General features: G+C 56.8%; 25 protein-coding genes. 12 read left to right on the top strand and 13 right to left on the bottom strand.

From position 1 onward, the window contains the following. Positions 1-46: 46 nt before the first annotated feature. Positions 47-1,057 (bottom strand): tryptophan--tRNA ligase, encoded by a 1,011-nt coding sequence (trpS, locus tag NZ705_03330; protein MCS7291993.1) that lies wholly within the window; start codon positions 1,055-1,057, stop codon positions 47-49. A 77-nt stretch (positions 1,058-1,134) separates the two neighbouring features. On the opposite strand from trpS, the gene NZ705_03325 reads away from it, so the two are divergent. Next, entirely contained in the window at positions 1,135-2,040 is a 906-nt protein-coding gene (locus NZ705_03325; protein MCS7291992.1) for a hypothetical protein, read from the top strand. Next, positions 2,030-2,968, top strand: coding sequence for a hypothetical protein (locus tag NZ705_03320; GenBank protein ID MCS7291991.1), 939 nt, complete (start codon positions 2,030-2,032; stop codon positions 2,966-2,968). The genes NZ705_03325 and NZ705_03320 overlap by 11 nt, the downstream gene beginning before the upstream one ends. Here the strand turns inward: NZ705_03320 and aroQ are convergent. Next, entirely contained in the window at positions 2,895-3,353 is a 459-nt protein-coding gene (aroQ, locus tag NZ705_03315) for a type II 3-dehydroquinate dehydratase (protein MCS7291990.1), read from the bottom strand. The two genes, NZ705_03320 and aroQ, sit on opposite strands and share 74 nt — an antisense overlap. Positions 3,354-3,598: 245 nt before the next feature. Between aroQ and NZ705_03310 the strand changes: the two genes are divergently transcribed. Then, positions 3,599-4,495, top strand: coding sequence for an adenylate/guanylate cyclase domain-containing protein (locus NZ705_03310; GenBank protein ID MCS7291989.1), 897 nt, complete (start codon positions 3,599-3,601; stop codon positions 4,493-4,495). Here the strand turns inward: NZ705_03310 and NZ705_03305 are convergent. The 3 genes from NZ705_03305 to NZ705_03295 all read right to left on the bottom strand — a co-directional run bounded on the left by NZ705_03305 (position 4,486) and on the right by NZ705_03295 (position 5,900). Further along, complete coding sequence (locus NZ705_03305) at positions 4,486-5,307, bottom strand: DNA-formamidopyrimidine glycosylase (GenBank protein MCS7291988.1); 822 nt, start codon at positions 5,305-5,307, stop codon at positions 4,486-4,488. The two genes, NZ705_03310 and NZ705_03305, sit on opposite strands and share 10 nt — an antisense overlap. Positions 5,308-5,311: 4 nt before the next feature. Further along, the gene (locus NZ705_03300) at positions 5,312-5,542 is read right to left on the bottom strand and encodes a photosystem I reaction center subunit IV (GenBank protein MCS7291987.1); all 231 of its coding nucleotides are present in this window, start codon (positions 5,540-5,542) and stop codon (positions 5,312-5,314) included. Between the two features lie 79 nt (positions 5,543-5,621). Continuing rightward, positions 5,622-5,900 (bottom strand): 2Fe-2S iron-sulfur cluster-binding protein, encoded by a 279-nt coding sequence (locus NZ705_03295; GenBank protein MCS7291986.1) that lies wholly within the window; start codon positions 5,898-5,900, stop codon positions 5,622-5,624. A gap of 89 nt (positions 5,901-5,989) precedes the next feature. Here NZ705_03295 and NZ705_03290 point away from each other — a divergent pair, with 89 nt between their 5' ends. After that, positions 5,990-6,511 (top strand): hypothetical protein, encoded by a 522-nt coding sequence (locus tag NZ705_03290; GenBank protein ID MCS7291985.1) that lies wholly within the window; start codon positions 5,990-5,992, stop codon positions 6,509-6,511. On the opposite strand, the gene NZ705_03285 is transcribed toward NZ705_03290, so the two are convergent. The 4 genes from NZ705_03285 to NZ705_03270 all read right to left on the bottom strand — a co-directional run bounded on the left by NZ705_03285 (position 6,508) and on the right by NZ705_03270 (position 9,238). Beyond that, positions 6,508-6,795 carry a hypothetical protein gene (locus NZ705_03285; GenBank protein ID MCS7291984.1) on the bottom strand — a complete coding sequence of 96 codons (288 nt, stop codon included), beginning with the start codon at positions 6,793-6,795 and terminating at the stop codon, positions 6,508-6,510. The genes NZ705_03290 and NZ705_03285 overlap by 4 nt on opposite strands. Further along, positions 6,792-7,250 carry a peroxiredoxin gene (locus tag NZ705_03280; GenBank protein ID MCS7291983.1) on the bottom strand — a complete coding sequence of 153 codons (459 nt, stop codon included), beginning with the start codon at positions 7,248-7,250 and terminating at the stop codon, positions 6,792-6,794. The genes NZ705_03285 and NZ705_03280 overlap by 4 nt, the downstream gene beginning before the upstream one ends. Before the next feature lie 145 nt (positions 7,251-7,395). Beyond that, entirely contained in the window at positions 7,396-8,901 is a 1,506-nt protein-coding gene (locus tag NZ705_03275) for an FHA domain-containing protein (GenBank protein ID MCS7291982.1), read from the bottom strand. A 10-nt stretch (positions 8,902-8,911) separates the two neighbouring features. Next, entirely contained in the window at positions 8,912-9,238 is a 327-nt protein-coding gene (locus tag NZ705_03270; protein MCS7291981.1) for a c-type cytochrome, read from the bottom strand. 137 nt (positions 9,239-9,375) lie between these two features. Here NZ705_03270 and ychF point away from each other — a divergent pair, with 137 nt between their 5' ends. Continuing rightward, a complete protein-coding gene (gene ychF, locus NZ705_03265; GenBank protein ID MCS7291980.1) occupies positions 9,376-10,467 on the top strand; it encodes a redox-regulated ATPase YchF in 1,092 nt (363 codons plus the stop codon). Here the strand turns inward: ychF and NZ705_03260 are convergent. Next, on the bottom strand, positions 10,464-12,557 hold the full coding sequence (locus tag NZ705_03260; protein ID MCS7291979.1) for a hypothetical protein: 2,094 nt from the start codon (positions 12,555-12,557) through the stop codon (positions 10,464-10,466). The genes ychF and NZ705_03260 overlap by 4 nt on opposite strands. Positions 12,558-12,611: 54 nt before the next feature. Here NZ705_03260 and NZ705_03255 point away from each other — a divergent pair, with 54 nt between their 5' ends. The 3 genes from NZ705_03255 to NZ705_03245 are packed head-to-tail and all read left to right on the top strand — an operon-like array spanning position 12,612 to position 14,876. Beyond that, positions 12,612-12,992, top strand: coding sequence for a hypothetical protein (locus NZ705_03255; GenBank protein MCS7291978.1), 381 nt, complete (start codon positions 12,612-12,614; stop codon positions 12,990-12,992). A gap of 43 nt (positions 12,993-13,035) precedes the next feature. Next, positions 13,036-14,256 carry an ABC transporter substrate-binding protein gene (locus NZ705_03250; protein ID MCS7291977.1) on the top strand — a complete coding sequence of 407 codons (1,221 nt, stop codon included), beginning with the start codon at positions 13,036-13,038 and terminating at the stop codon, positions 14,254-14,256. Next, positions 14,256-14,876 (top strand): DUF3318 domain-containing protein, encoded by a 621-nt coding sequence (locus NZ705_03245; protein ID MCS7291976.1) that lies wholly within the window; start codon positions 14,256-14,258, stop codon positions 14,874-14,876. The genes NZ705_03250 and NZ705_03245 overlap by 1 nt, the downstream gene beginning before the upstream one ends. A gap of 3 nt (positions 14,877-14,879) precedes the next feature. Here NZ705_03245 and prfC read toward each other — a convergent pair whose 3' ends face one another. Genes prfC through NZ705_03230 form a run of 3 tightly spaced genes read right to left on the bottom strand, consistent with a single transcriptional unit; the run spans position 14,880 to position 16,981 of the window. Then, the gene (prfC, locus tag NZ705_03240; GenBank protein ID MCS7291975.1) at positions 14,880-16,487 is read right to left on the bottom strand and encodes a peptide chain release factor 3; all 1,608 of its coding nucleotides are present in this window, start codon (positions 16,485-16,487) and stop codon (positions 14,880-14,882) included. Continuing rightward, positions 16,484-16,768, bottom strand: a complete 285-nt coding sequence (locus NZ705_03235) for a hypothetical protein (protein MCS7291974.1) — start codon at positions 16,766-16,768, stop codon at positions 16,484-16,486. Before NZ705_03235 ends, prfC begins: the two co-directional genes overlap by 4 nt. 36 nt (positions 16,769-16,804) lie before the next feature. Continuing rightward, the gene (locus NZ705_03230; protein ID MCS7291973.1) at positions 16,805-16,981 is read right to left on the bottom strand and encodes a chlorophyll a/b-binding protein; all 177 of its coding nucleotides are present in this window, start codon (positions 16,979-16,981) and stop codon (positions 16,805-16,807) included. A gap of 203 nt (positions 16,982-17,184) precedes the next feature. On the opposite strand from NZ705_03230, the gene NZ705_03225 reads away from it, so the two are divergent. The 4 genes from NZ705_03225 to NZ705_03210 form a co-directional block, all read left to right on the top strand. Then, positions 17,185-19,422: a glycosyltransferase gene (locus NZ705_03225; GenBank protein ID MCS7291972.1), complete on the top strand. Its 2,238-nt coding sequence runs from the start codon at positions 17,185-17,187 to the stop codon at positions 19,420-19,422. 36 nt (positions 19,423-19,458) lie between these two features. Then, on the top strand, positions 19,459-20,139 hold the full coding sequence (locus NZ705_03220; protein ID MCS7291971.1) for a class I SAM-dependent methyltransferase: 681 nt from the start codon (positions 19,459-19,461) through the stop codon (positions 20,137-20,139). Between the two features lie 22 nt (positions 20,140-20,161). After that, complete coding sequence (locus NZ705_03215; protein ID MCS7291970.1) at positions 20,162-21,979, top strand: glycosyltransferase; 1,818 nt, start codon at positions 20,162-20,164, stop codon at positions 21,977-21,979. A 261-nt stretch (positions 21,980-22,240) separates the two neighbouring features. After that, positions 22,241-22,594, top strand: a 354-nt coding sequence (locus NZ705_03210; protein ID MCS7291969.1) for a hypothetical protein, incomplete at its 3' end; no start/stop codon positions are given.

The raw sequence follows: 22,594 nt of genomic DNA, 5'->3' as shown, positions 1-22,594 counted from the left end.
TCCCCCCGCTGAATCCCCTGCTGGAGACGGCTGAGGGCTCCGTCGTTCATAGGGGCAAGGCCATCCCCATCGCTTTTTGCACCCGCTCCAGGGTCGTCTGGGCCACTTGATTCGCCCGTTCACGCCCCTCGCGCAAGACCTGGTGGAGGTAATCCTTGGCGTTCATAAGTTCGTGGTACTTGGCCTGGATGGGACGCAGGTGCTCGATGACCACCTCCGCCAATAGGGGCTTGAATTCCCCCCAGCCCATGTCCTTGACCTCTTCGGCGACGACGGCTTTGTCCTTGCCGCTTAGGAGCTGGTACAGCGTCAGCAGGTTGTGGCACTCGGGACGGTTGGGGTTGTCAAACTCCAGGCCGCGAATCGGGTCAGTTTTGCAGCGTTTAATTTTTTTGTGGATCAGGTCGGGGGGGTCGAGCAGGTTGATCCGGCTCATGTCGGAGGGGTCCGACTTGGACATTTTGCTGGTGCCGTCGGTGAGGCTCATCACGCGCGCGCCGGTTGTCGGAATCAAGGGCTGGGGCAGCTTCAGAATGGGTGTTTCGGGACTGGCAAACAGGTAGTTAAACCGTTGGGCAATATCCCGTGTGAGTTCCAAGTGCTGTTTCTGGTCTTCTCCCACTGGCACCAAGTCCGCCTGGTAGAGCAAAATGTCGGCGGCCATCAATACGGGGTAATCCAGCAGCCCAACTCCCACATCCTCCCCCTGCTTGAGGGCCTTTTCCTTGAACTGGATCATGCGCTCCAACCAGTTCAGGGGGGTGATGCAGTTGAGCAGCCAGGCCAGTTGGCTGTGAGCGGGCACGTGGGACTGGATGAAAATCACGCTTTGCTGGGGGTCTAACCCGCAGGCTAGGTACAGCGCCGCCACGGTGTAGGTGTTTTGCGCCAATTCCGCCGGCTGGTAGGGCACGGTCATGGCGTGCAAATCCACCACGCAAAAGTAGTTTTCCCGCTCCTGCTGACCGGCGACCCAGTGGCGAATCGCCCCCAGGTAGTTGCCCAGATGCAAGTTGCCGGTGGGTTGCACCCCCGAAAGCACCCGTGGACGGCCCATAACCTTCCCGAAACGGACTGGGATTTATTGTACCGGCCAGGCGTCATAATGGAAGCGATTGGGCGGAAGGGCAACGGTTGAGTGTCCTAGCCAGACAGGCCTGGTTTCGGCTGGCGTTCCAACTGCGGGGGTCGGTCTTGCCTCAGGTTGCGCCCCGCGTCCTGCTGTTTATGGGCTACAGCGCGGTCGTGGTCTGGACCCGGCAAAGGGGCTGGTCCCTGCCCATCAGCATCCTGGGGGAAGTCACCGCCAACGTGGCCTACAACCTGGTGCTGGGGCTGCTGTTGGTGTTTCGCACCAACAGTTCCTACGACCGCTACTGGGAAGGGCGCAAAGCCTGGGGTCAGATGATCATTGCCCTGCGTAACCTGGCCCGCACGGTGCAGGTGAGTATCCCGGCCCCAACGGAGGCGGAATGGCGAGCGAAAAAGCGGGCCCTGCGGCTGCTGATGGCGTTTCCCGTGGCGGTCAAGCTCCACCTGCGCCAAAACCCCGACAACAGCGAACTGGCGGATTTTCTTACCCCGGCGGAGCAGGCGGAAATTGCCCACGCCTCCAATCGCCCGCTGTATATCACTCTTTGGTTGCAGGACTATTTTCAGCAGCAGCTGCGGCAGCAGCGGTTGGACTCGAATCGCGCTTGGGAGTTGGACGACGCCCTCAACCAGTTGATCCAGGGCCTAGCCACCTGCGAGCGGATTTTGCAGACGCCAGTGCCCTTGGCCTACGTCATCTACCTGAAGCAGTTGATCTTGGTCTATTGCCTGGCGTTGCCCCTGGGCCTGAAACCGGAACTGGGCTGGGCGGTGGTGGCCATTGTCGGCATCGTGGCCTTTATTTTGATGGGGGTGGAGGAGCTGGCCTGCGAGATCGAAAATCCCTTTGGGTTGGACGTGAACGATTTGCCCCTGGAGGAGCTGTGTCAGACCATCCACCGTAGTATGGAAATGATTGGCCAGTTTCGGACAACCGATGACGGCTAAATCGCCCGCGCCGCTGGAGAAGCTCCGCATGTGGTTCCGCACAGTGGTCGCCTGGCGGGGGTCGGTGTTGTCCCGTATCTTGCCCCTGCTAATTGTCTTTACTCTGTATGCCGCTGGCATTGTCTGGGCCTGGCGGCAGCAGTGGCCCTTGCCCCTGGGAGCGCTGGGGGAACTTACCAACAGCGTGGTCTATAACCTGGTGCTGGGCTTGTTGCTGGTCTTTCGCACCAATAGCTCCTACGACCGGTTCTGGGAGGGGCGCAAGGCCTGGGGCGACATTGTGGTGAACGTGCGCAATCTGGCGCGCACCCTGCAGTTGTGCGTTCCAGTGACGACCGAACTGGAAAAAGAGCGACGCCAGGCGGTTTTGCAGATGTTGCCAGGGTTTGCGGTGGCGGTGAAATTGCACCTGCGCAATGACCCCGATAACCAAGCTCTGGCGCCCTACTTTTCCCCGCGCGAACTCCAGCAATTGGCCCAGAGTTCCCACCGGCCCCTGCAGGTAGTGCTGTGGATTCAGGACTACTTGCAGCAGGAGTTTCAACAAGGACGGATGGACACGGTGCGGCTGCTGGAGCTAAACCAGTTGCTCAACACCCTAATCCAGGGCCTGACCGCCTGCGAGCGGATTCGCCAAACTCCCCTGCCGCGCCCCTACGTGGTGTACCTGCGGCGGTTGATCCTGCTGTATTGCCTGTGCTTGCCGGTGGTGCTGGTGACCAAGGTGGGGCTGTGGACGGCCCCGGTGGCTCTGCTGGTGGGTTTTATTCTCTTTGGCATTGAGGAGCTGGGCCACCAACTGGAGGACCCCTTTGGCCTCGACCCAGACGATTTGCCCCTGGACCAAATCTGCCTTACGCTGGCAGAGAATGTGCAGGCGATTGCCGCAGGTACTGCACCAGGGCTGCCAGTCCCCAGCGATAGCTAGCCGCCCCAAACCCGCTGACCTGGCCAAGGGCCACCGGCGCAATCCAGGAGTGGTGGCGGTAGGTCTCCCTCGCATAGATATTGCTCATATGCACCTCCACCGTCGGCAAGCCTGTGGCACGAATGGCATCGGCAATCGCCAGGCTGGTGTGGGTGTAGGCCCCTGGGTTGATGAGCAAGCCGTCAAATACTCCCGCCGCCTGCTGGATCCAATCCACCAGAACCCCTTCGTGATTGGACTGACGGCATTCGATGGCTATTCCCAATTCCTGCGCCTGGGCCTGCAACTGTTCATTGATAGCCGTCAACGTCCACGTTCCGTAAATATGGGGCTCTCGCTGGCCCAGCAGGTTGAGGTTTGGGCCGTGGAGCACCAGAATGCGCACCTAGCGGCGGTCATCTACAGGAACCGGCACCGGCTCGGGTTCAGGCTGCGGCCCCAACAAGACATCCAACAGACGTCGTAGCCACTCTCTCAACTTGGCAAGGATGCTCTCCATAGGGTCTTCCCTCAATCAACAGCCCGAAACGCCGGTATTTTTTATTATAGTCAAATCGGGGGAAAGTCGCAGAGCCGTAGTCTCAACCCCTTGGGCTATGATATTTTGGGAGACTTTCAACCCCCCAAGGCATGGACAATCAGGCCACTGTTCTTTTTGCCGACATCAGCGGTAGTACCAGGCTCTACGAAACGTTGGGGGATGAGGCGGCTTTGGTGCTGATCAGCGATTGCCTGCAACTGCTCCAGCAGGTGGGGAAAAAGTACCAGGGGCGGGTCGTCAAAACCATCGGCGATGAAATCATGCTCCGGTTTCCCAAGCCCGTGTTAGCCGCCCAGGCCGCTTTCGAGATGCTCGACCAGGCCACCCAGTTTTTCCACAAACGCCAGGTGATTTCCGGGTTGAAGGTCGGGTTCAATCACGGGCCAGTGCTCGAACAGGCGGATGGGGACCTGTTTGGGGATGCCGTGAACGTGGCGGCGCGCATGGTGCAACTGGCCAAGCGCAATCAAATCCTGGTGCCAGCAGCGACCTTGCAACAGATAGAGCCGTCCCTGTCGCTGCAAAAGCGGCTGGTGGACCGGACGCTGGTGCGGGGCAAAAGCGGACCCATCGAAGTCTACGAAATCGTGGCCCACCCGTCCGACGCCACGATTGTAGGGACCAGCGCTGTGCCCCTGCCACCAACGCCGACCGTGACCCGCCTGCGCCTGCAATTCCAAAACCAGGTGTATTACCTCGATGAGCAGCACCCCACCCTCAGCTTGGGCCGGGCACCGGACAATGACCTGGTGATTCGCTGTGACCAGGTCTCCCGCCAGCACGGGCGAATTGAGTGGCGACGCGGCAAGTTTGTCCTGGTGGACCAGAGCGCCAACGGCACCTACATCTACCCGCTGGGCCAGGCGCCCCTGCATATCCGGCGTGACGAGTACGTGTTGACGGACGCGGGCACCATCCACCCCGGCAGTCCGCAGGTGGAGAGCATTCAGTACCAGTGCCTGGTCGGCCCCGCCGTTTACGCCTGACAACGGGGACACCAGTAGCTCGAACGTCCGGCGATGCGGCTGCGATGGATGGGCGTCCCGCAGACCCGGCAGGGTTGCCCCGCTCGCCCGTAGACCCAGGCTTGGTCCAGGTAATGGCCGTTCATCCCTTGCACATGGCGAAAGTGGGAAAAAGTCGTTCCGCCCAGGGCGATGCTGGCCTCCAAAACGCGGCAGATGGCTTGATGCAACCGCGCCACCTGGTCATAAGCCAGTTGAGCGCAGGGGGTCTGGGGGCGGATACCGCTGAGAAAGAGACTCTCGTCGGCGTAGATATTCCCTAGCCCAGCAATCCAGGTCTGGTCCAACAGAGCGGTTTTGATAGGGCGGTGGGTTTGCTGGCAACGGCGCCAGAGAATGTCCACGTCGCAGTCCCAAGGTTCGGGTCCCAAACCCCGTAAACCCGTTACCACGTCCGTCACGGCTTGACCAGGGGGCACCCACCACCACCGGCCAAAGGTGCGCTGGTCCACAAACCGCAGCTCGGCACCGTTTTGAAACCACACCCGCGCCCGCGTGTGCTTGGTTATCGGTTGGGGCTGGGGTAACCACAGCAATTGCCCCGTCATGCGCAGGTGGATCACCCAGCGCCCGCCGTTGCCCAAACGCCCCAGCAGATACTTGCCTCGGCGCTCCCACTGGTCCAGCGCTTGACCCACAAGTTCACGTTGCAACGCCGATGCGCAACCCGCCACACAGTCTGGGCGCAGGAGCACAACCTCACGAATTGGCTGGCCAAGGGTCAGGTGCGCCAGGCCCCGGCGAACGATTTCAACCTCCGGCAGTTCCGGCAAAGACTTAGCCTTTCTTCGGGGGCGGTTCGACCTCCACCAGTTCGTCTAGGGCAAAGTTGTTGGTGGCGACGCCGCCCTGCTCGCCGCTGTAGCCGGTGTAGTTCACCTTGTCAAACCGCACAATCACGGGATATTTGATGTTGCCGCTTTGGTCAATCGAGGCGACTGTCCCCACGTCCTGGTACCAGTAGGACTCCTTACGCAGGATCTTCACCTTTGAACCCCGTTGGATCATCGCTTCCTCCCATACACAGGCTGTTTTTAGCTTAAGGCCAACCCCGTTTTTATGCCACCGCCTCAGTGCTTAAGAATTATTACCAGGTGGGGTCCTGGTCGAGATAGACCGTCAGGTGGGTCACGCCCGCCGGGATGCTGGTCAAACAGGCCTGCACCGTTTCCAGTTCAGTCGTTGGGGATTCCCAGTCCACCACGCAGGCGTGACAGGCTCCCATCAAGCAACCGGTGGGGATCACCACACCCGCCCGCTGCGCCACGCTAAGGAGGGATTCCCCTGGCGTTGCCGTCACCGTTACCCCATCGGGTAGGAAACGCACTTCGACAGTCATGCCGCCTTGCCCGGATTCCCCTTCCATTCTAGGGGCTTTGCAAGACCCAGGAACTCCACTATAGTGAAGACAGCAGGTTTGTGTAATCCCCGCATTTTGAGGAGTGAATTTGGCCTATGAAACGATTACTGATGCTGGCGGTCGGCGGTCTGGTGATGGGGGTGGCCGCGCCGGCAAGAGCGGATTTTTTCAGGATTTATCCCAACGGTTATCCCCATTTCACGGCAGGCCCCAACACGTTGCCCCTGCAGCGTCTCTACAACGAGGTGTATTTCGGGAATACGGGGGGCTACTACTACCAGTCCTGGCTGGCGGGTCAAGCCCAGACCCTGTTTAACTTGCACATTGGCCGCCTAAAAACTGCGCCGGGGGGTCCCGAAATTGCGGTGCAGACTGACGTTCGCAACGTCTCAGAGCTGAACGTCAACATCATGGACATCCAGGGTCAGATTCCGGAGCCGACCTTGCGGGTGCAGGATTTGCCCAACCCCTACACCACGTCCCTGTTCGACCTGAATTGTCGGCCCGTTAAGCGACCCGAGTGCGTCCGTGAAGGCGTGTTTTATCCTCCCACGCCCGCTGTGGACGTTCCGGTGGAACCCTTTGCGCCACCCCCACCGATTCGGGGCCGGGGTTAAGCGTCAGCGTTGTCGTCCAACCCTTCGGATTCACTCCTCACATCTCCCCATTTGAGAAAGGCGGCTTCAGGACCCTGCTCGCGCCGCTTTTTACTGTCCTGCTCAAACCAGGCAATGATCTGGCGAGGGGTCAATTGTTCCACTGGCACCTGGTAACACTGGGCGATGTGGATGAGCAGGCGCAGGGAGGAAATGGTCAAGCGGGTCAAAAATTTTTCGTGGGAAGATAGGAGCGCCGCATCTACCTGAGCCGACTCTTCCCGGGTCAAGAATGTTTCGTTCATCGGGTTGCTGCTTGGATGGTTGCCAGGGCTTTGTCCACGTGGGCGCGGAAATTGAACTGGGAGTCAAACACCAACCGCACCACGCCCTCCGGGTCAATGACGTAGGTGACGCGTCCCGGAATCAACCCAAAGGTAGCCGGTACGCCGTAGGTGCGCCGCAGTTGGTTGCCCGCATCGCTGAGCAGGATAAAAGGTAAATTGTACTTACTTTTAAAGCGCTGGTGACTGGGAGTATCGTCGCCGCTGACGCCAATCACCACTGCCCCTGCCGCGCGAAAGGCCTCATAGCTGTCTCGAAAGGCGCAGGCCTCCGCCGTACAGCCGGGGGTGTCGTCCTTGGGATAAAAGTACAAAACCACCCATTGCCCTCGAAACTGGGAAAGACTAACCAGCCGCCCGTCCGTATCGGGCAGTTGGAAGTCTGGCGCAGGCATCCCTTCCTTCACAGGCGTCATGGCCGTCGCCCATCGCATCACCTGCCTCCAGTATAGTGAGTTGCCCAGGGGTCAGGCTAGGCGGACACGGGCTAGGGGCGGCCTAATCGGCTGGTCATCGCGCGGGTCGTATGCTGGCAAACTCAAGTGGCTTGACGGGTGGGGCCTACTGACCGACGCAGAAGCGGAATTGCACCGTGCCCTGCTGGCCCAGGATGATCACGTCCTGGTCGCGCAATTCGACTTCGGTAATCCGGGGCGTGTGGACGCTGTTGAGAAAGGTGCCGTTGGTAGAGCCGCAGTCCCGCAGGAACACCCGGTCGCCCTCCAGACGGATCCAAGCGTGCTGGCCGGAAACGTGGGGATCGGGAATGACAATCTGGCAGCGCTGGCTGTCGCGCCCAAGGTAACAATCGCCGGTCAGCGGAAATGTCGCACCCTGGAGCGGACCTGCGAGCGCCACCAAGCACCTAGACCGGCTCAACGAGGTTGCCGGTGGCATCACCAGCCGCGTGGGCATCTCCTCAAGGGTTCCCAAGGGTTGGGTCGGGTCTACAGGCTGCCCTGGGGGAATCCGCCGAGCACGCCGCTGGCGGCGCACGAATCCCATCGCCACGAGAGCGCTAAGGCCTCCTCCCAGGACCACCCAAAACCAGCCGTCCCAAGGGGAGCGGTCTTTGCCCTGGCGAATCGCGACCTCGGCCTCCGCCAGTAACGCCTGGGCGGGGTAGTGATGCGGGTACAGATGCAGCACTTGGCGAAACTGGGAACGGGCGCGACGGTAATGCCCACGCCAGAAGGCCTGCAAGCCCTGTTGCCACAGCCTGTTGACGGGACTGTCAGTGTTGATGACTCCCGCCCTCTGCAAAAATCCCTGGAGCACCTGGGTGGGCACAAGTCGAACCTGCTGGTTGTGCCGCACTAGCATCCCGAGGACGTTCCCCTCAGCCGTAAAAACCAGGGCACCGTTGAGCAGGGCCGGTTGAGAAAACTGGGGACCCTGGCCGGTCCACGTGCCTTTGTGCAAGACCGCCCTTGGGCTGACAGTGGGAGAGGGTTGGGTCAAGGCGTAAATGGGCACCCCTGGCGGTGGTGGTGGCGTCGCGGTCAACCGCAGCGTTGGTGTTGCCGTCAAGGGCACTGTGACCAGCGCCAGACTTGCTTTGGGATCTATGTGTTGAATTTGGTGTTGAATTTGAAACCTGAGCGCGTGCTCCGCCGGACTACCCGCCATCCACAGGTCCTGCACCTGCTCCCGTTGTTCTAGTCGGGCGTGCGGACGGATGAGGGTCACGGCCTCCTGCAGGTTGGCCGGCGTGAGGGGGACTTTGCGAGCGGGAAACGCTTGATTGTGGAGTTCTAGACGCTGGCGAGCCAGGTCGGTCAGGAGCCCTTGTTGAACCTGCGCTGGCGGTTGCCGAGTGGCCTGGAGCGCCGATGCTGCTGTAAGAACTACCCCATCCGGATGCACCAGGATGCCTGTGCCTTGGGCAGTAAACTGGGTGGTCCAGGTGCGCTGGTCGTACCGCCATTGGGCGCGATAACCGCTGGTGAGATACACGAGCGCTGGTTGCCACCACTGTCGCCACTGCTCCGGCGTCTCCTGCGCCATAACGAGGTGAGTCCGGCTTGCCAGCAACAGCGCTGTGACCAACCAACGCCCGCCGCCCATGCCCCTTGTTTTACCAGCCCTTTTCCGCCTGGTCGAGCACGTAGTAGGCCACGTCTTCAATATCGGTGGGACTTAGACGACCCTTAAACGCGGGCATGGCGTTTTTCCCGTTGGTGACCTGGTAAATGATGGCCTGCAAGTCCATGCCGTATTTTTCTAGGTCTTCTTTCTTCAGGGATTTGCTAGCCACTACCACGTTGCGTCCTCCGGCGTGGCAAGCAGCACAGTTGGCCGCAAACACCTTAGCCCCGTGCGCTAGGTCCGCCGCCTGCGCCGGCAGCACCCAGGTCACCAGCGCTAGCACCGTCGTCAATACCACCGTTAATAACGCGCGCATGTTCTCCTCGCCTGAACAACAATAAAGATGGGCAAAACATTCCTTCTGTATCCTACAGAATCTTTTTGACCCCGTCCCACAAAGTTTAGAAGATGTTCAGAAATGTTCCGATTCCCTAGGAAAGCAGGACAACCGCCATGTTGAAAGCTGGGATTGTTGGGTTGCCGAACGTGGGCAAGTCCACCCTGTTTAACGCCCTGGTGGAAAACGCCAAGGCGGAAGCGGCCAACTATCCGTTCTGCACGATTGAGCCAAACCGGGGTGTGGTGAACGTGCCGGATGAGCGTCTAGAGGTGTTGGCGAAACTCTCCCGCTCGCGCCAGATCGTGCCGACCCAGATTGAATTTGTGGACATCGCCGGGTTGGTAGAGGGAGCCAGTCGCGGCGCGGGCCGAGGTAACCAGTTTCTCTCCCACATCCGCCAGGTGGATGCGATTGTGCAGGTGGTGCGCTGCTTCGACGACCCCGATATTGTCCACGTCAGCGGCTCGGTGGACCCGGTGCGGGATATCCAGGTGATCAACCTGGAGCTGGCGCTGGCGGATCTGGAGCAGGTGGAACGCCGCCGGGAGAAACAGAAAAAGCTGGCCCGCACCCAGAAGAACGCCCAGGCGGAGGTGGCACTGCTGGAGGAGGTGGCGGCGGCGTTAAACACCGGCACGCTGGTGCGGCAAATGCCCCTGAACCAGGAGCAGCGGGCGCTGTTGCGGCCCTTGGATTTGCTCACTGCCAAGCCCATGATCTACGCCGTCAACGTCAGCGAAGCGGACTTGGCCACCGGCAATGCCTGGACTGCCCAGGTGGAGGCGTTGGCTGCCCAAGAAAACGCCAAGGTGGTGCGAGTCTCTGCCCGACTAGAAGCCGAATTGATAGAATTGCCCCCGCAGGAACGGGCAGCCTATTTGGCGAGCTTGGGGGTGACCGAAGGTGGACTGAAATCCTTGATCCGGGCGACCTACGAACTGCTGGGGTTGCGCACCTTCTTGACCACGGGGGAAACGGAAACCCGCGCCTGGACCATCAAAGCGGGGACATTGGCGCCTCAGGCAGCAGGCGTCATTCACTCGGACTTTGAACGGGGCTTTATCCGCGCCGAGGTGATTGGCTACGAGGACCTGGTGCGAGCCGGTTCGATGGCGGCAGCGCGGGACAAGGGCCTGATCCGCAGCGAAGGCAAGGACTACGTGGTGCAGGAAGGGGATGTGATTGTCTTCCGGTTTAACGTCTAGCGACGGACCTCCAACAGGGCTATCACTGGTTGTTCAGGCGGTTCGCTGGCCAGCTCCATCTGGAGAAACGCCCACACTTGCTCCGGCGTCACCAACCCAGAGCTATCGACCAAGCGGTCTGGCAGCAGCACCCACAGGGCCGGGTAGAGTTCGCCGCCGTCGCCGTAGGTTTTGTGGGTCTCTAGCCAGGTGCGCAGCTTTTGCCCCAGTTCCCCCACCGTACTCGCATAGGCCACCGCGCGGCTCATCGCCAGGTGAATCCCGCCGTTTTTGTGAATCACCCGCAGGGGCCGATACGGGGAACGCCCCTGTTTTTGGTACAGGCTGTAGTTCCCCAGTTCCGTCACCAGCGCGACTTGAGGCGGCGCACATCTCAACGCCTGGGCCGCCAGCAGTTGCCGTTCCTGAGGCGTCGTCTCGGCACCCATGGCGGGGATTTGCAGCTCGAGCGCGCCAGTGGCCGTTGCGACGACCCGATGCTGTCGCTGGTCCACCGCCACCCGCACCTGAATGGTAGCCGGATGGGCGCCCATGCGCTTGACCGCCTGCACCACCTGTTGCCGCAATTCCTGGATATCCGCCGGCGTCGGGTTGACAACGCTCCGTTCCAAGGTTTCCTGGAGCAATCCCAGGGCGACACCAATCGCGGCAATCACCTCGGCATCGGGCGCGAGCCAGCACCGTAGCCCCATCTGCTGGGCAACGTAGGGCACCAGTGCGGCGGCCCCGCCACCGCCACCGACCAAGACCACGGCGCGCCGGTCCAGCTCGTACTCCGCCACCAACCGCTCGAGCACCCGTCGCACCTTCCGGCTGGCGAGCCGCAATACCCGCTCGGCCATTGTCGTTGGCGTCATCCCCAAATCGGCGGCCAACCAGGACACCAGGGTTTTGGCCGTTGCCGAGAGCGTCCCCTCCAACACCAGCGCTGCATCGGTCGGTGTCAAGGTCCAGGTGGGGTGTCCCTGGTGGGCGATGACTAAATAGCGCTGCGGGGAAACGGTTTGCCGCTGGAGATGGTCGGGGTTGGGTTGCGCGTCCGTAAAGCTGATGTATTGCAAGTTGGCAATGTGGGCGCTGCGAGGACCGACATCGGTGATGCGTTTGCCCTGGAGTCTGGGCACCGACCCTCCCCCGATGCCCACCGTGCGGATATCGAGCGCCTTCAGGTAGAGACGTTTACCGGCCACTTCTGCGGTTTTCACCTGGGGACGGCCCTGGCGGATGACGGAAATATCGGTGCTGGTGCCCCCCACGTCCAGGAATATCCCATCGGCCACGCGCGCATAGCTCAAGGCCGCAGCGACACCCGCCGCCGGGCCAGAGAGAATCGTCAAAATTGGGCGCTGGCGCATCTCCTCCAGGGTCATAATCCCCCCGTCGCTGCGCATGACCATCACCGGCGCCGTGATTCCTGCCGCCCGCACCGCCTGTTCCGTGCATTCAGCCGTCGCCAGCATCCGGGGCAAGATGGCGGCGTTGATGACTGCTGTGCGGGTACGCAGCCCGAGACCGTAGAGTTGCGAGAGTTCGCAACCCGCTGTTGCCAGATACCCCTGTTGCCGCAGCCACGTCACCACCTGGCGTTCGGGTTCCGGGTCGTCCACGGCAAACGCGCCGCTGACTGCAAAAACCTCCGCGCCCTGTTGTTGCAAGCGGGTCACCAACCGCGCCAAATCCGGGAGATGCACGCCCCCATCGGTACAGAGCCAGCCGTGCCGCGTCGGGAGGTATTGACCGGGCGCGAGTTCGATATCGGGGAGACGAGTTTGCGCCTGGGTCACCCAGCCCAGCAGCCGACTACTTAGGGCGATGATACCGACAGTAGCCACGTCCCCCTCCAGCAGGGCGTTGGTAGCCTGGGTGGTGCTGTGGGCAATCAACTGGATCTGGGCGGGCGAGAGACCCGTGACCCGCAGGAGTTCCTGGAGCGCCTGGACAACGCCTGCTGCTACGCCCATCGCGGCGCGGTGGGTGGTGGGCACCCGTACCTTGCCCAGGAGCCGGTGGGTTTGGGTATCCACCGCCACGGCATGGGTAAACGTTCCCCCCACATCAATGCCAATTTTGATGCCGGTTGTGCTGGTCATCCCCTGCCTGGCAAGGATGCTTACAATGATGTTATCGGGAAGGGAACCACTCTGATGGGCAAATGGAGTGCCCAAAAGATTGAACTGGACCGGATTTATCCATGTCCCTGTTGTCGTCGGGCCGGTCGTTTACGCCGGATTACCCTGACCGATGCCTTTGGCTGCGAGCGTTGTCAACAAATCTTCATTCTCAAGGAAGGGGACCAGGTCTTGGAGCAACTGGGGAGTACCTATCCGGCGCAACGGGCCTGGTACTGGGACGGTCAATCGTGGCAACGCCTGTATCACGTCTGGGGCCGGATGACGCCCTTGAGTGGGTTGTCCCTGCTGTTGGTACGCTTGCCGCTGCTGTTTTTGATGTTTCTGCTGGTGGTGGTCCTGCTGGCGATTTTTGGGTTTATTCAACTGGTGGCGACGTGGGTCAACGGGCGGTGATGATTATGGCAATGGCAAATCCATTGGTGGTGGAGGTGTGGCCGTGAAACGCGGGTGGTGGTTGTTGCTGTTGGGTTTGACCGCTTGTCAAGCGGGGGGAGGCGCTGTCAAGGTGGGCACCCTGTTGCCCCTAAGTGGCGACCTGGCGCAATTCGGGCCGGGGATGCAGGATGCCGCCAGCCTACTGGTGAAAACCGTGAATGAATGTGGGGGGGTCAATGGCCAACCGGTGCAGTTGGTTTCTGAAGATGACCAAACCCAACCGACCGCCGGCGCTGCCGCCATGACCAAGCTAGTGGACGTGGACCGGGTAGCTGGCGTGGTGGGAGCCGCAGGGAGCGCCGTGTCGGGCGCCGCTGTCGATATTGCCGTGCGAGGGCAAGTGGTGATGATTTCGCCTGCCAGCACCAGTCCGGTCTTTACCGAACGGGCCAAGAAAGGGGAACTGCAGGGGTTTTGGTTTCGCACCGCCCCGCCGGACTCGTTCCAGGGGCAAGCCTTAGCGGAACTGATGAAAAAACGCGGCTGGCAACGGGTGGGGATTCTGGCCATCAACAACGACTATGGCCGAGGACTGGCCCAGGCGACCCAGCAGGCAATGCAACAGCGGGGTGGGCAGGTGGTGGTCACCCAGTTTTATGAAGCCCAGGCGGCCAGCTTCGATTCGGAGGTGCGAGCGGTGTTTGGGCGCAATCCCCAGGCAGTGGTGCTGGTGGGCTACCCCGAAACCGGCACTGTCATCATCCGCTCGGCGTTCCAACAGGGATTTGTGCCGCGCATTCCCCTAGTGTTGACCGACGGCATGAAGGAAGCCAAACTAGCGGAACTCGTGGGCAAAACGCCCCAGGGACGCTGGATTATTGCCGGCGTGGTGGGCACAGCGCCAGCCGCCGGTGGACCGGGGTTGCAGGATTTCCAAAAACGCTACCAGCAGGCGTTTAACCGAGAACCCAATGTCTTTGCTCCCAACACCTGGGACGCTGCAGCCGTGCTCGTGCTCGCTGCCCAAGCGGCTCAATCGAACCAAGGCGCTCAAATTCGCGACAAGATCCGTGCAGTCGCAAATCCTCCTGGCGTTGAAGTGACCGATGTGTGCGAAGGGTTGCGGTTGCTGCGGGAAGGCCAGGACATCAATTTCCAGGGCGCCAGCAGCGTGGTGGATTTTGACCCGCAGGGGGATGTGCTAGGGGCCTATGAAATCTGGACGGTCAATCCCGATGGCACAATAAAGGTGTTGGAGACCATCACTGTCCAGGGGTCCTGATGGATGCATTTGACCGGGATGCGGAAATTGCCCGCCTGATGGACTTGTTGCCCGCCAGTAGCCGGATGCGGGTGCACATTCTCTCCCGTCCCCAGCAGTCGCAGGTGATCACGGCGCCATTTCCCTGGCCCTGGCGTTGGGAACTACCAGTCCACATCAACTTTGAACTGTGGCAAAACCTGACGTCTCCCCAACGGGATTTATTGTTTTTACGCATGGACCGGTGGTTGCGGGGAATTGCCTGGCTCCGGCCTGGTTGGTCCCAAGGACTGGCCCTGGCGGGCAGTTTTGCGGTCTTTGCCCAAGGGGTCCAGGGGGATGCCGTGGGCGTCCTAGTGGGGGCTGGGCTAACGGCGGTCGCTGTCCGGCAACTGTGGCGCTATTACCGTTCCCCTGCCTATGAACTTCAGGCCGACGAGGCGGCGCTGACCTGGGCGCAACGCCGGGGGTACACCGAAGCAGAAGCGGCCCGCGCTCTACTCGAAGCTATCGAACGTCAAGCCCAATTGGAGCGCCGGGGTCTCAATTTCACCGAGTTGGTACGCACCCAAAATCTCCGGGCTCTCGCTGGGTTATCCGATGTCATGGTGCCCAGCAGCTATCGCACACTCGATCAGTAAACATCAATCCAAAGGCGACACTGGACTCAGGTCTAAATCCGGATGATCCTCCTGCACTTGCTGGAGATTCCAGGCATTTTTGAACAACAAAACGGGTCGCTCCCGTCCGTCCTTGACCACAACCGTATTAAACAAGCGTCCGGCTTTGGCTAGGGCTGGCCATCCCCCCACCACCCACCGCGCCAGGCTGTACGGCAACGGCTCCAAGATCGTCTCTACCCCATACTCACTCTGCAAGCGAAACTGCACCACTTCAAACTGCAATTGCCCCACTGCCGCGATGATGGGGTCGCGCCGGCTGTCATCGGTGGAATAAAGAATCTGCACCGCCCCCTCTTCCGCTAATTGGGTCACCCCTTTTTGAAAGGATTTCGCTTTCGCTGGGTTGGGGTTTTTTAGGTAGGCAAACAACTCCGGCGAAAAGCTGGGAATCCCCGGAAACCGTAATTTGCCGCTAGTGGAAATCGTATCGCCAATGGCAAAGACCCCCGGATTATTGAGTCCAATCACATCCCCCGGATAGGCTACCGCCAGCGACTCCCGCTCCTGGGCAAAGAGTTTCTGGGGTCGGCTCAGGCGAATGGTTTTCCCCGTGCGGGTATGGAGTACCGTCATATCCTTCACAAACTTGCCCGAACACACGCGCACAAACGCCACCCGGTCTCGATGTTTGGGGTCCATATTTGCCTGCAATTTAAACACGAACCCGCTGAATTCGGGATAGTCCGGCGGAATGAATCCCTGGCTACTGTCATGGCCTCCCGGCGGCGCTGCTAATTCCAAAAAATAGCGCAGGAATAACTCCACCCCAAAATTGTTCATGGCGCTGCCGAAAAACACCGGCGTCATATCGCCTCGCCAGAGCGCCTGTTGGTCCAAAGCCGGCATCAGCTCATCCAGCAATTCCAAGTCGTCTTTCAACGGGTAATACAAATCCCGGTCTAGATGGGTTTCGATACGTGGGTCGCCCTGAGCGATAACCGTTTCGGTTGCCGCTTGTCCCCGTTCCCCACGTTGAAACAGATGGAAGCGATGCGCTTGCCGGTCATAGACCCCTTGGAACTGGTCCCCCATCCCAATCGGCCAATTCATGGCGTAGGGCGTCAAACCCAGCTCCCGCTCAATTTCATCCAGCAGCTCCAGCGGCGAACGTCCTGGCCGGTCCAGCTTATTCACAAACGTAAAAATCGGCAATTTCCGCAACCGGCACACCTCGAACAACTTGCGGGTCTGAGGTTCCAGCCCCTTGGCCACATCAATCAACATGACTGCATTATCCGCCGCCGCCAAAGTGCGATACGTATCCTCGCTAAAGTCCTGGTGACCCGGCGTGTCCAGCAAATTGATTGTAAAGCCATTGTACTCAAATTGCAGCACAGTGGACGTGATGGAAATCCCCCGTTGTTGTTCCAGTTCCATCCAGTCCGATGTGGCATGACGTTGGTTGCGGCGCGCGCGCACAGCTCCTGCTTCTTGGATCGCTCCCCCGTAGAGCAGGAGTTTTTCTGTCAGGGTCGTTTTACCGGCATCTGGGTGGGAGATAATGGCAAAATTGCGCCGTTTCTGCACCGCCTGGCGGATTTCAGCGATGAGCGCTTCCGTTTCCGTCATGGATTTGACCGCCGGTTCATCCGCAGCATCGGCAACGAACTTGCGCTCGATTCGCTTGTAAGGTAGCGCCGGGGTGGTTCAGGAACGGGGGGCGTCGTCGTCCGTCGAGACGCCAGCCAGCGCCAGGTCAACGTCCCCGTTGTCGCCAGCAATCCTAGCCAAAACAAGGACCATGCCGGTCGCGTTCCCCCAATGACCATATCAATCAATCCCGCTGTGACCACCACACTGACCATCGGGTAGCGACTGTAGTAGGAACGAATCCGCCGCACCAAAGACATTGCCCACCTTGTAACCGCCGGCTTTTCAATTCTACCCTAGCGGATCAACCCCAGCCAGGTGAGTACCCCTTTTCCCGTGATGAGTTCAATCAGGATCGCCAGTACAAAACCCACCATTGCCGCTCGACCGTTCAACCGCTCGCTGTAGCTGTTGAACCCGAACTTCGGTTCATCGAACTGGGGCGTTTGACTCGGCTGGGGAACGTCGCTCATCCAATTCCACACCTGCGTAGGGCCTATCGTCTAAGTTACTACTTGGGCAAAGCAACTGTCCAGGCTTTTTCCTAGACCTTGACGATAAGCAACTTCAGTGGTAAGGGATATGTAGTCAAAATTGCAGCATAGATATGTCGAGCTGAGATGTTTTTACCTTCGGGAGCAACAGGCGTGAATTGCGTGGGAAACAGGGGAGTCGCATGAAGATTTTTATTCTCACTTCCGAACTCTATCCAGCGCCAGGTGGGATTGCCCAATATGTGAAAAACATTTCGGAAGCATTGGTCAAGGCTGGTCACCAGGTGGTTGTGTTTGGGTTTTCCGACCGTCGTGCCCATTCATCAGGCGAACTGACCATCAATGGCGTAACAATTATTCCGCTCAAAAGGAAGCCATTTGATTTTCCTTATACCCACATGTCGCAAGCGCCGGCGCAGAGCTATCAGATAGCGGAAGCCGTTATCAATTACATTCAGCGGAATGGCAAACCCAATGTGATTGAGTCTCAGGAGTACTTAGCTCTCAGTTACTTTTTGCTCCAGCGCAAACTTCAGGGGGAACCTGCTCTAGAAAATGTCCCCATTGTACTAACGCTGCATTCCGCCCAGTATCAAACTCGGCGTATTAATGGTTTTCCAGAGTACCAGTTACCGGCTTGGTGGGAAGGTTGTATGGAAAAGTGGTGCATTTTAGCTTCCGATGGTATTGTTGCTCCTAGCAGTTTTATCCTGAGCGAGACTGAACAGGAACTGAAACTCTGCTTGAAAAATTCCGATGTCATTCCGTACCCATCTCCCACAGCTGACTTAGCTCGGTTTTCAAAAGGCCCTACAGCCAAAGACATTGTTTATTTTGGCCGGTACGAGGTGCGCAAGGGGGTGGTGGAGTTACTCAGGGAATGCCAGCAACTCTGGGACAGTGGTGTTGACTTTCGCTTGACCTTGATTGGCAATAGCACCTTCTATCCGTTGCGCAACTGTGAGATGAAAGACTTCATCATCAACCGCTATCGAAAATACATTGACCAGGGCTTGCTTGTGTTAGAACCAGCCATGCAAAAGCCCGCATTGTATGAGCGAATTGCCAAGGCTTGGTGCGTGGTGATCCCATCCCTGTGGGAAAACTTTCCCAACGTGTGCATGGAAGCGATGCTGTTGCAAAAAGTTGTCCTGGCCAGTCGCAATGGCGGGATGCAAGAAATGATTCATTACACCGACAAACCCGCCGGTTTTGTGTTCGATTGGGATGTTCCAGGCGACTTTGCTAACAAGCTTCAGCAAGTGCTGAACCTGAGTGAGCAAGAGAACCTAAGCATTGGTCAAAATGCGCGAGACGCGGTGTTGCGCATGTGTGCGCCAGAGCGGATTATTCCGCTGCGGATAGAGCATTTTCAACGGGTGATAGAGAGCACCCAGGCGACTAGCAGGCGCATCTATCCGTCGTTGAACTACAAGCCCACGGGTCAGATAGACTATCCGCCGAAACTGGGGCCGGTGGGGGTGCCGGGGCGAGTGAGCGTGTGTATTCCCTACTACAACATGGGCCGCTACATCCGGGAGACGCTTGACTCGGTTTACCAGGTTAACTATCATGACTTGGAAGTCATCATCTGGGATGATGGGAGCACGGATGTGGAGAGTCTTCAGGTGCTGACGCAGGTGGAGAAGGAGTACCCTGGCTTGAAGGTCTATCGGGGCGAAAACCAGGGTTTAGCGGGAGCGCGTAACAGTTTAGCCCAAGTGGCAACGGGGGAGTTTCTAGCTTTTTTAGATGCTGATGACAAAATTCATCCCGATTATTACCCCAAAGCTGTCCAAATCCTACAAAACTATGATAACGTCGGTATGGTGAGTGCGTGGGTGCAACACTTTGGGGATTCTCATGGTAAGTGGATTGCCTGGCAAACTGAATTTCCCTACCTATTGTGCCACAACATGATTGGTTCAGCAGTTGTGGTAAGAAAGTCAGCCTACTTGCAGGTGGGTGGTCAAAAAGTAATCATGAGTAAGCTAGGGGGCTTTGAAGATTGGGAAGGGTATGTTAATATGAACGGGAGAGGTTGGCTGTGTACTGTAATACCTGAATTATATTTTTGGTATAGGGTCAGGAAAGGTTCTATGTACCGTTCTTTAAGTTTGCAGAATCATAATTCGTTGGCTCAGCAAATCGCAAATTTACATCTAGACTTGTACCGGCTCTATGGGAAGGACGTGTTTAACTTATGCAACCAGAACTGGGTATCGCCAATTTACTGGACTAATCCAGCAAAAGACTATCACTTGTTGTTTCCATCCCATGGAAGATCATCTATCTGGCAAGTCTTGAAAAAGCTAGCTAATTTGTTAGGTGTACCTCAATCCCAAAGAGATAAGCTAAAGGAGCTATTTGGGCGCTTGGGCATTTTAACTATGTACGCTTTAGCTAGATTGCCAGTATAGCAGTGGGCTAAGAACTTCTAACTAAGCGGTGGCATCATGTCTATAGACCCCAGAGATAACTACATAGCTCAAGTGGTTGAAGGAAAATCATTCTTAGAAGTTGGTGGCTTGTGGGGTGGTCTAAATGAGAAGGTATCCGTTGCCTACAAGTATGGTGCCAATCGTCTAGCAATTTTAGATGTTGCTTCGCCAGAAAGCGAGTGGTGGGACTTTTTCAGAGAACGGATGGCGCAGATAGGAGTTAAGTATGATGCATTTATCGGAGACATATGTACAGTAAACCCTGCTGAGATAGGTACCCCCTTCGATATAGTTCATTGCTCAGGGGCTTTGTATCATTTGCCCAACCCAATGCTTATGTTAACCGTGCTACGCTCTATTACTAAAGAATATCTGATTTTGACATCAGCAGTTACCCCAGAGGTTATCAAAAACGAGGACGGTTACTATGCTCTCCCGCCTTCGGGAGTGATATTTGTGCCTGCTCTTAGCGATACAGAAAGGAACTGTTTGAAAACTTACTGGACTACTAATGCTGGAGTAACTGTTGCACGCGGAATTACTGAAGCCGTTAATTTCTCTACGGATAATTTTGGCGCGTGGTGGTGGTTACCCACGGCGACTGCTCTAAGAGCAATGTGCTGCTCAGTCGGATTTCAGGTGATTGACAGTCAACCCTTCTGGAATAACAATGCTCTAACCTTGTTACTGCGATGAACGGGCATTTGGGGGTACTGATATGCTATCTATAGGACCTGTAGACTTCGATAATACTCCTGTTTCGCCTAAACGACCTAAATACGAGTATGTGCTGAAAGATGAGATTCGAGAACCACGCGTTACTATAATCACTCCATTCTTCAACACAGGTCAGGTTTTTCATGAAACAGCAAAGTCGGTTCTTGGACAATCCTTTCAGGAGTGGGAGTGGATCATAGTAAATGACGGTTCATCGAGTCCAGAAGCCTTATCCATCTTAGATGGATACAGAAGCATTGATAGAAGAATAAAAATTATAGACCTTCCCAGCAACCGTGGCCTTAGTGCCGCTCGGAACATCGGAATTGAAAATGCAAGTACAGATTTCGTTATCAATCTTGATTCAGATGACATGCTCGAACCGACGGCTATTGAGAAGTACTTTTGGTTCTTAACATCTTACCCACAGTTTGCCTTTGTTCAAGGATATAATTTTGGATTTGGTGCTCAAGAATATCTCTGGCAGGGGGGATTCCACGAGCGTGAGAAATTCCTAGAAGAAAATCGAGTAACTCCCAATGCCATGTTTCATCGTTCGGTTGCCCTAGAGGTTGGCGGATTTGATGAGACCAATAGAGATGGACTAGAAGATTGGGACTTCTGGCTCAAGTGTGCCAATAAAGGTTATTGGGGGGATACAATCCCAGAGTATCTGAGTTGGTACCGCCGTCGGGACGACCATAAAGAACGGTGGAAAAATTGGGATGGAGCTGAGCGTCAGCTTCGCTTTGCCAAGCTCTTACGTGAGCGGTATCCGGATTTGTGGGAGAAAGGAATGCCTAAGGTCTATCGACATCCAGTTAGGCCATACCATGATATATCTGATCAACTTCCTGCAGATAACATTCTAAAGGCCTTTAAAAAGCGATTACTTATAATTACTGCCTGGTTAGAGATGGGCGGTGCAGACAAATTCAACCTAGACATCCTAAGGCAACTAACAAGCTATCACAACTATGAAATTTCAATTGTGACCACCCTCCCTGGGAACAACTCATGGTACTATGAATTTGCCAAGTATACGCCGGATATTTTCATTCTCGACCATTTTCTTCACTTGAGTGATTATCCTCGTTTTATTCGCTACCTCATTCGGTCACGGCAGATAGAGACTGTTCTGATAGCTAATAGTGAACTTGCATACCATCTTCTTCCTTACCTACGTAGCTGCTTTCCAGAAGTTTCATTTGTAGATTACTTGCACATGGAGCAGGAGGAATGGAAAGGTGGTGGTTACCCTCGCCTTTCAATGATTAGTCAGTCCCAGCTCAGTCTTACAATTGTTTCTTCAAAGTACCTCAAGCAATGGATGGTAGACCGAGGTGCAGCTGAAGGCAAGATAAGAGTTTGCTACACAAATATTGACCCGGATGACTGGAACCCAGACCGTTACAACCGGGAGGAAGTTTGTAAAGAAATGGGTATCGGTGTTTCTGACCCTATTATTCTGTACGCTGGTCGCCTAGTTGAGCAGAAACAGCCTATGCCACAAGTTTTTCTCAAACTTAAGCGGCTTGATATACCCTTTTCGGGTTTAGTTGCAGGTGATGGGCCATTCTTTTCGACCCTGCTATCATTCTTCAGAAGGTATCGGATGTCTGAAATTAGAATGTTGGGTTCTGTTAGTAACGAACGCATGAAAGATTTACTTGCAATTAGCGATATCTTCTTCCTACCTTCCTTACAGGAAGGCATCTCATTAGCCATATACGAAGCTATGGCAATGGGAGTGACGCCGGTTGGAGCTGATGTTGGTGGTCAGAGGGAGCTAGTAACAGCTGATTGCGGAATTTTATAGCTAAGCACACAATGCTTGACATAGGCGGCAACCGGAACCCTACATGTTTCGCTATTGGTTGCTTCCCAAGCGCGACAACCTAAATGTTTCCTGCTATAGTACGTCGGGGCTCATCGGAGTTCTCCGACTATGTAAGGGCACTTAAACTTCTGTTAAGCAATCCAGAGAAGTGTAAAAAATGGGGCGTTCTGCTTGTGAGCGTATATGTAAATACTATAGACTTGAGCAAATGACTGAATGCATGATATAGCTGGGCCATCTATGGTTGTCAGCTCTTGGGTCGCAGGGCGCAGCTCTACCTTGGGGTTTCCTGCCATCGCCCTGACAAACCGAAGCTGCTCAGCTATAAAACTTTTTGACGAAGCACATCAGCGAAAAAAGATGAGTGTGAGTTATCCTATTGATGTTACATTTGCCAGAGAAATAGCTACCCGAGCTGTTGAGATGATGCGTATTGAGTTGGCTTGGCCTAAGACTCAAGTGGAGCAAGCAGATGCTAATCCAGATAAGAGTGTAAAGTTTTTATCGCTTTACCCTACGAAGACACTGGCTAAAGCAATACTCTGGAAAATCCTTAGGAAAAGTGCTAGTATTCTTAGAATACCACAATCTCTG

This window comes from Gloeomargarita sp. SKYB120 (assembly GCA_025062155.1).
Lineage (GTDB): Bacteria > Cyanobacteriota > Cyanobacteriia > Gloeomargaritales > Gloeomargaritaceae > Gloeomargarita.
This window is presented reverse-complemented; position numbering and strand designations above follow the sequence as displayed.

Excerpts from the sequence above, each read along its gene's own strand:
- trpS (MCS7291993.1), bottom strand. The coding sequence starts at position 1,057 with ATGGGCCGTCCACGGGTGCTTTCGGGGGTGCAACCCACCGGCAACTTG.
- NZ705_03320 (MCS7291991.1), top strand. The coding sequence starts at position 2,030 with ATGACGGCTAAATCGCCCGCGCCGCTGGAGAAGCTCCGCATGTGGTTC.
- NZ705_03310 (MCS7291989.1), top strand. The coding sequence starts at position 3,599 with ATGGACAATCAGGCCACTGTTCTTTTTGCCGACATCAGCGGTAGTACC.
- NZ705_03300 (MCS7291987.1), bottom strand. The coding sequence starts at position 5,542 with ATGATCCAACGGGGTTCAAAGGTGAAGATCCTGCGTAAGGAGTCCTAC.
- NZ705_03295 (MCS7291986.1), bottom strand. The coding sequence starts at position 5,900 with ATGGAAGGGGAATCCGGGCAAGGCGGCATGACTGTCGAAGTGCGTTTC.
- NZ705_03290 (MCS7291985.1), top strand. The coding sequence starts at position 5,990 with ATGAAACGATTACTGATGCTGGCGGTCGGCGGTCTGGTGATGGGGGTG.
- NZ705_03285 (MCS7291984.1), bottom strand. The coding sequence starts at position 6,795 with ATGAACGAAACATTCTTGACCCGGGAAGAGTCGGCTCAGGTAGATGCG.
- NZ705_03280 (MCS7291983.1), bottom strand. The coding sequence starts at position 7,250 with ATGACGCCTGTGAAGGAAGGGATGCCTGCGCCAGACTTCCAACTGCCC.
- NZ705_03275 (MCS7291982.1), bottom strand. The coding sequence starts at position 8,901 with ATGGGCGGCGGGCGTTGGTTGGTCACAGCGCTGTTGCTGGCAAGCCGG.
- NZ705_03270 (MCS7291981.1), bottom strand. The coding sequence starts at position 9,238 with ATGCGCGCGTTATTAACGGTGGTATTGACGACGGTGCTAGCGCTGGTG.
- ychF (MCS7291980.1), top strand. The coding sequence starts at position 9,376 with ATGTTGAAAGCTGGGATTGTTGGGTTGCCGAACGTGGGCAAGTCCACC.
- NZ705_03260 (MCS7291979.1), bottom strand. The coding sequence starts at position 12,557 with ATGACCAGCACAACCGGCATCAAAATTGGCATTGATGTGGGGGGAACG.
- NZ705_03255 (MCS7291978.1), top strand. The coding sequence starts at position 12,612 with ATGGGCAAATGGAGTGCCCAAAAGATTGAACTGGACCGGATTTATCCA.
- NZ705_03245 (MCS7291976.1), top strand. The coding sequence starts at position 14,256 with ATGGATGCATTTGACCGGGATGCGGAAATTGCCCGCCTGATGGACTTG.
- prfC (MCS7291975.1), bottom strand. The coding sequence starts at position 16,487 with ATGACGGAAACGGAAGCGCTCATCGCTGAAATCCGCCAGGCGGTGCAG.
- NZ705_03235 (MCS7291974.1), bottom strand. The coding sequence starts at position 16,768 with ATGTCTTTGGTGCGGCGGATTCGTTCCTACTACAGTCGCTACCCGATG.
- NZ705_03230 (MCS7291973.1), bottom strand. The coding sequence starts at position 16,981 with ATGAGCGACGTTCCCCAGCCGAGTCAAACGCCCCAGTTCGATGAACCG.
- NZ705_03225 (MCS7291972.1), top strand. The coding sequence starts at position 17,185 with ATGAAGATTTTTATTCTCACTTCCGAACTCTATCCAGCGCCAGGTGGG.
- NZ705_03220 (MCS7291971.1), top strand. The coding sequence starts at position 19,459 with ATGTCTATAGACCCCAGAGATAACTACATAGCTCAAGTGGTTGAAGGA.
- NZ705_03215 (MCS7291970.1), top strand. The coding sequence starts at position 20,162 with ATGCTATCTATAGGACCTGTAGACTTCGATAATACTCCTGTTTCGCCT.